Genomic DNA, 7,002 nt, shown 5'->3' on the forward strand with positions numbered 1-7,002 from the left:
CCTCACTCTCCCTTAACCTAACTTAGTTTTTTCTCGATAAGTGGTTCAAGTTGCTTTAAAAAAAAGGTGCTCCTTTCCTGATAAATTTCTTCACCAAAGAGCTCATAACCCAATGCATACCATAGCGCTCCTAAGTAGCCTGCCACCGGTTGCCAAGTTCTGCAGGCGTCCTGCCAATCAGCGACAGAGTTGATACGCCTAATTTGACAGTATCGATTCACCAAGGTTTCAAGATCTAATCCATTTGCGAGAGAAGTCATCACCAAATCCATCGTCGGATCGCCTAATGCCGCATATTCCCAATCAATGACTTTGATTTTGCCGCCTTTCTGGCTAATGAGGTTGTAGTAACCCAAGTCGTAATGGCAAGTGGTAAGCGGGAAGCCGGAAGTAAATCGATGGTTCTGGAAGTGTCCATGGACCGCATTCAATGAATCAGTCTTTGATGCTTCAGATAGGCTATCGAAATAAACCAGTCCTTTATCGAAAGGATCAAAAACATTAGAGAGGGGGGGAAGTTCATGAATTTTGGCTTGCAGGCTGGCTGCAACGCTCAACGATGCCTCGGTCATGGTATCTCCCTCAATCCAGGGGTTAAGTAACCCCTCTGGATAGCGCTTTACCGGCTGCGCGGCTAAACCTGCTTTTGCCGCAACCCTTAAGGCTTCAAACTCACTGTCACGGCTCAAACCAAACGCTTTGACAGAAGCCGCTTCCGGGCGCCAAACAAATTGTCTGCCGTCTTCCGAGGTCAGCTTCATGCACCGGTTGCTCAATCCACCTTCAAGAAACTCTGCCTGTGCCACAATAAAATCAGGCCACAGTCTTTCTATGACCGCGGCCTTTTCTTTTTCATCAGCGGAAAGCAATGATTACCATCCAATCAGAGACTTAGACTGCTTCTTACGGATTTCAGTTTCGTCTGCCCATTCAATCAGGCCAGTTTCCAAATCCATCAGACGCATTGTCATTTTGTAATAAACGTCTTTATCGCTGCCGTCTTGCTTGTTAATGCTGGAAAGGTTGCCGTACAGCATGTACTGAGCACCAACCATTTTACCGAACTGAATGGCAGTGCCTGGGTTAACCAGCGCATCGTTATTTTGGAAGTCCAATTGCTCGCGAACAGCTTCAACGCGGTTCATGTCAACAAAGCGGAATTTACCTGAGTTAATCAGGCGGGTGCTGATAGTGTCAGTGATTGATTCAGTATCAATGTGCTCAGCGGTTTTGTTCTTGATTGACTCAACAAACACGATGGGACGTTCGTTGCGGGTGATAAAAGATACCGAGCCAGAGGACAGCATGCTGTCTGTCATCTCTACCGCGATTTTTTGCAGGTCGGTCGAGCCGAAATCTATCGTCGTCGTTTCCACTTCCTGAGCATCACCATAGCTCACCTGCTTAGCACACCCACCCAAGATGAGCGCTGCAGCACCCACGAGCACAATTAGGCTTTTTTTCATTGGCTTACCTATTTCGTTATAGTCATTGAATATTTCTGAGCGAGACACGGAAGTTCTTCGCATTTGGGTTCAGCGCCACACCTTGAAGTGTCACGGATTCCCCACCGTAAACGATAAACTGGCGCCACGGAGACTTGCCGCTGTCTACTTCAAGACCCTGAGCGTCATACCAGTTAAAGCGGTATTGCAGGTTTTGGGACTCATCACTCTTATTGGTCACCATCACCTGAGCAAGCAGTCGCTCATTCACGACACTGGTTTTCGCGTTGCCAAATTCGAGGTTTTTCGCCAACACCGAATTTCCTAACACCACATTCTGATTACTGCTATCTATACTGATGCCAGCTGCGTTGTTCGCACAACCCGCCAGCAACATACTTGCTGATAACAGAACTGCTGCATATTTCATCATATGCCTCCTAATATCCCCTGCCAATGAACCACTTGACCGCCCTGCCTGGAAAGCCAAACTAACGTGATTTTTCCTGATTCGATGGTTACGTTAATTGATTGTCCGTCAGTGTTGACTGTGTGCTGACCTTTAGAATAAAACCCGCTGTAAACGCCTGCACTTTCAGGCAAAGTCTGCCAGCTTCTTGTATCCGGTTGCTCGCTCAAAACATTAAAAATGTTGACGACGAGATTGCCAATGCCACTTTCGTCATTTTCTGACAAAGACTTACGCATCTCATTTTTCGCCACAACGCGCAGGATTTGCCTTACTGCCATTGCAGGCATCGCTTCACTCAATGCGTTTTGCGCCATACCGTTCACATTCGCCAGTTGTTCTGGCTTTACCGACTGACCATCCACGGTTAAAGCTCTTTGAGGTGCAACGCTATGAGAACGATAGTACGGGAGACTGACTGTATGCGCTTCGAGGTTACCTCTGCTGTCAGACAGCCAAAGTGGCAATCGCCAGAAGTCTCGTGCATTCACTACGCCTTGTTCATTTAATACGACCAACTGACCCTTAGTGCTGTCCGGGCGTTGATACTTACCGTATTTTTTCTCAAGCAATTTCAGTTCATCGCGTCGCCCCTGACGAAAAGCCACCCGTTTCGCAGCATCTGCAATAAATTGATTGTCAGGTTCTACGGCCAGCGCACGGTTGTAATCAATAAAAGCACCATTAAGATTACCTTCCGCTTCGTAGAGAAGCGCGGAGAGATAAAATAGATAGCCGTTTTGTACTGAGCCTAGTAGATTACCCGCTGATGGGTACTTTGACAGAACCGCACCAACATTATCGGCAATGCCATTTTGCGATGCTGTTTTTGAGGCATTAAGAAGCTCACCCTCACGCAGCTTCTTCGCACGTTCCTGAACCTGATTAGCGCGTCTCGCTTCAACCAAAGCGCCTTGCAGATCATTTTCCTGCAAGTAATTCAGCATCAAGTACAAATGAAGAAAACCCAACTCATAGTCCGGCGGCACGTAGGTGATCATATTGTCATTAGTCACCAAAGCGCCTAACTGATCAACACCTTTAGAGAGTTGGATAATCGCTTTGTCTTGTTGTTCCGTTGCTGCTAAATCTGCTTGTTCCAGCGCGACTTTACTTTGCTCAAGATTACCGGAAAGCAGAGATAGACGCCCTTTTTCCATACCATCGAGAATTTCACCATCTGGCGAATCCGGTAACTGCTCCAATGCTTGTTGGTATTCGCCTTGCGCAACCAAAGCGTTTGGTTGTTGCAATGCAGTAGAATAATGGCTGAACAGCGCCTGTGCAGAAAGGTTGGCGCATCCAACCAAACTAAGCGCCAGACTGAATGCCACCAATTTCTTTGCAAATGAAAAATTGGCTCTTCGCCTGTCAGCGAGAGCCAAGGAGAACTTTCTAATCATTAACCAATCAGCATTGGTCCCAGAGGGCGACCACCTACCAAATGCATGTGAATATGATAAACCTCTTGGCCACCGTGATTGTTGCAGTTCATGATCAGACGGTAGCCATCCTCTGCAATACCTTCTTCCGCTGCCAATTTACGCGCCACGGTGAACATCCGCCCCAACGCCACTTCGTCTTCCGCTTCAACATCGTTAACGGTCGGGATCAACTTGTTAGGAATGATAAGAATATGGCTTGGAGCACGAGGGTTGATATCTCGGAATGCGGTTACTAGATCGTCTTGGTAAACAACGTCAGCTGGGATTTCCTTACGAATGATTTTACTGAATATGGTTTCTTCAGCCACGGGCAACTCCAAATGAATCAGTTACAGAGCTGTAAGTATGCTAGAGACATAGAGTTTGAGCAATAATGAACAGTGTTTTTTATCGGCTTTATTCACCAATACCTCAAATATTCATTTTAAGTAACAATTTCAGTCCTACCTTTAAGCAGCTTTCAGCTTCAGTTATCAGCCACTAGCTGTTTATTAACCACTATCTCAACAAATTTGCGTCTCACTTCAAAGGTTAGAAAGTAATGACCTTTTTAAGTTTAAAGTTTTTGAAATACTGGCGGATGACAAGAAAAGCAATGTGTTAGAACAAGCGAGTCTGCTGGCAGATAATCGGCCAGCATAGAACGTGATAGAAGAATAACCATTGGCGTCATCATTAAGCGGGTTCCTTTTCTTTTGCTTTGAACTCGCGTTTCGGGAGACATCAGTTAACCACTGGTGGGAGGAATATAAATGGCTAAAAAACGACAAAGCTCTGTGATTCGTCGGATGTATGCCGGCTTTGCGGTACTCGCAGTCAGTCTGGTTGCAACCAACACACTCAATCTTAAAAGCTCTCAGGACATACACCAACAACTAGAGGTCGTGACGTCAGAAGCTCTCCCCTTAGTTTCCTTATCCAACGAAACCAGTGTTAGCCTTCTCGCTGCAGATAAAATTTTCAAAGACTTCCTGACCAGCAGTAACGGATCGCAAAGCGAACAGGTACTGGAAAACTTTGAATTAGCAAGACAACGTTTTGATAATGCGCTAAACAACCTTTACCAAGCCTCTTCCGGTCAGGAAGGCCTCGAAAGTCAACTGGAGTCGCTACGCGAAATCGAAAAACGCTACTTTGCAGAAGCATCTATTGCCATTGGGAACTTCCAACGTCAGCAAACGGCAAAAGAAGAAGGCGTCACCGCGGCTCGTCAATTCCAGCGCATGAACACAGCACTTGCACTTGGCATGCAGGACTTTGTAGCCAACAATGGTTCGACGACACTTAAAATCATCTCGAAAACCTACTTCAAAAAGCTTCAGGAAACAGAAACTCACACATCTGATGCGCTGGCCAGTAACAAATTGGCTGATGTTGAGAAAGCCATGAACGGCAACCGCCGCAGTGTGAAACAACTGAACTACTCCTTCCGCTCGCTGACCTCGCAGCTTCCGGAGTTGAAAGAGAAATTTCAGAATGACATTGATGCCTTTACCCGCGATGTTAGCCGTGAAGGTGGTGTGCTTGACCAGCACTACGCCTACCTTGTTGCAACCAACGAGCTTTATACCAACATCGGTAATTTGGCTGCAGAAGTTGATAAGGCGATTGACATTCTCGACCAATTCCGTGGTCAGGCAGAAAGCGTAATGTCTGCGTCCATTACCCAAGCAAATGACACCTTTGAAAACGGCGTGCGCCAGACTATCTTCATTGGTGCTTTGATTCTTGCTATCACAGTCTTCATCGGCTGGCACATTGCACGAAGTGTTCGTAAGCCTTTGAGTAGTACCCTAACTGTTCTGGAAGCCATCACTAAAGGTGACATGACACAGCGCATCGAGGTGAAGGAGCACAACGAATTTGGCCAACTGGCAGACCACATCAATACTCTAGCTTCAAACCTTCAAGGCATTCTGCGACAACTCCGCGATGCCGCCGAAGAGCAAGCCGAGGTAGCAGCAGCCAACCAGTCGACCACACAGACGGCGAAAGCACAGCTTAATGAGCAGCGCCAGCAAACTACCGCCGTTGCGGCTGCCATGACTCAAATGGAGCACTCAGTGCAAGACGTTGCAAATAGTGCACGCCACACCATGGATAAAGTGATGGAAGTGAGCGATGCAGCGACTAAAGGTCGTGAAATCATGACCCGCAACATCAGCACTACCCACCAGCTTTCAAGCCGCCTGGATGATTCTGTTGCTGTGGTTTCTTCACTTCAGGAGATGACCGCAAGCATAGAAACTATTCTAGACGTGATCAGCAACATCGCTGACCAGACCAATCTGTTAGCGCTTAACGCCGCTATTGAGGCTGCGCGCGCTGGCGAGCAAGGCCGAGGTTTTGCCGTGGTTGCAGATGAAGTTCGCGTTCTGGCAAAGCGTACCTCTGATTCAACCTCCGAGATTGAAGACATGATTAGCAAACTGCAGACCCAATCGAGTCAGGCGGTTTTAGTGATGCAGGAATGTGTGGAAGAAATGAGCAACAGTGTTTCCCAAGCTTCTGACGCAAACTCTGCAATGGAAGAAATTGAAGCTATCATTATGATGATCAGTGATATGAGCAGCCAAATTGCTCAAGCAGCTTCAGAGCAAAGCACCACGTCTGCTGACATTGCCCGTAACGTTGAACATATCAGCTTTATCGCCGACAGCAGCTACACCGCCATGCAGGATGTGGCAGGTGCAAGTGAGAGACTCGACCACCAAGCCGTTACGCAAAACGAACTGGTTCATCGTTTCACTGTATAAGTAAAACCTTCAAGCGGAAAAAAGCGGACCTTGAGTCCGCTTTTCTATTGCCCACTTTAAATTTCCATCAGCTTCCAGATAATTTCTTCGCAATTGCCGTTACTGATAGCAGACAATAAAACGTAACGCCGTTTCTGCGCTCCTCTTCTCACGTTTTTGCTCACCTCACTAACAAATAATACATTTATAGGCATATTTAAAAGGACTTATGCCCAAATAACCTGAAGATGCAGAATTCAGCGAGTTTGACTGGCGTTGTGATCGCGGCGTTCCTTTGCAGGTGTCTTCATCTCCATCTAAAAGGAACAACAATGAGCACGGCGTCAGTCAACTCACCCGAAGGGAGGCCATCATTACGCCCACTTCTTCGTTAAACTCCAAGGAAATAGAACGACTATTCCTCGCGAAATTTGCCTCGAATTGAACACATTGATGAGAAGTGGACCCCATTGGTTGGACACACAAGCTAATTTTTTAAGTGTTTGATCCCGCTCATGCTGCGTATCTTTGCCTGCCGAAGTAGGCTTCATCAGGAGTAAGGTCATTGAGTCCCTGATGGTTACGCTCTTCGTTATAGAACACCATGTAGTGGCCGATTTCAAGTTCAGCTTCTCGGGGGGTGGTATAGGCTTTTAAGTAAACCTCCTCATATTTCAAGCTACGCCATAATCGCTCGATGAACACGTTGTCGACCCAGCGTCCTTTCCCATCCATGCTTATCCGTACATCATGGTCGATTAATCTCTGAGTAAACTCAGCGCTAAATAGCTGTTCCTAATAGTAGATCTCAAAGGTAAGAGAAACTCAGTCCAGTTTGCGCGATCTGATCTATCGCCAAACAGAGAAAACCCACAAAAAGGACTGAGTAATGGCCATCATAGCACCGA

The 7,002-nt window shown here is 46.8% G+C and carries 6 protein-coding genes and 1 pseudogene; 1 reads left to right on the forward strand and 6 read right to left on the reverse strand.

All coding sequences use genetic code 11. From position 1 onward, the window contains the following. Positions 1–17 precede the first annotated feature (17 nt). Genes GMA8713_RS10495 through hinT form a run of 5 tightly spaced genes read right to left on the reverse strand, consistent with a single transcriptional unit; the run spans position 18 to position 3,667 of the window. Positions 18–869, reverse strand: a complete 852-nt coding sequence (locus GMA8713_RS10495; RefSeq protein WP_062709011.1) for a phosphotransferase — start codon at positions 867–869, stop codon at positions 18–20. Positions 870–872: 3 nt separating this feature from the next. Next, positions 873–1,466 carry a penicillin-binding protein activator LpoB gene (gene lpoB / locus GMA8713_RS10500; RefSeq protein ID WP_062709013.1) on the reverse strand — a complete coding sequence of 198 codons (594 nt, stop codon included), beginning with the start codon at positions 1,464–1,466 and terminating at the stop codon, positions 873–875. A gap of 22 nt (positions 1,467–1,488) precedes the next feature. After that, positions 1,489–1,875, reverse strand: coding sequence for a YcfL family putative periplasmic lipoprotein (locus tag GMA8713_RS10505; RefSeq protein ID WP_062709016.1), 387 nt, complete (start codon positions 1,873–1,875; stop codon positions 1,489–1,491). Further along, entirely contained in the window at positions 1,875–3,317 is a 1,443-nt protein-coding gene (locus GMA8713_RS10510) for a COG3014 family protein (RefSeq protein WP_062709019.1), read from the reverse strand. The genes GMA8713_RS10505 and GMA8713_RS10510 overlap by 1 nt, the downstream gene beginning before the upstream one ends. Beyond that, on the reverse strand, positions 3,317–3,667 hold the full coding sequence (gene hinT / locus GMA8713_RS10515; protein WP_062709022.1) for a purine nucleoside phosphoramidase: 351 nt from the start codon (positions 3,665–3,667) through the stop codon (positions 3,317–3,319). Before hinT ends, GMA8713_RS10510 begins: the two co-directional genes overlap by 1 nt. 444 nt (positions 3,668–4,111) lie before the next feature. On the opposite strand from hinT, the gene GMA8713_RS10520 reads away from it, so the two are divergent. Next, positions 4,112–6,115, forward strand: coding sequence for a methyl-accepting chemotaxis protein (locus GMA8713_RS10520; RefSeq protein WP_062709025.1), 2,004 nt, complete (start codon positions 4,112–4,114; stop codon positions 6,113–6,115). Between the two features lie 492 nt (positions 6,116–6,607). Here GMA8713_RS10520 and GMA8713_RS10525 read toward each other — a convergent pair. Continuing rightward, positions 6,608–6,886: pseudogene (locus GMA8713_RS10525) on the reverse strand (integrase core domain-containing protein); the annotation flags it as partial. Positions 6,887–7,002 lie beyond the last annotated feature (116 nt).

The sequence above is a fragment of the Grimontia marina genome, from assembly GCF_900060185.1.
GTDB classification, from domain to species: Bacteria; Pseudomonadota; Gammaproteobacteria; order Enterobacterales; family Vibrionaceae; genus Enterovibrio; species Enterovibrio marinus.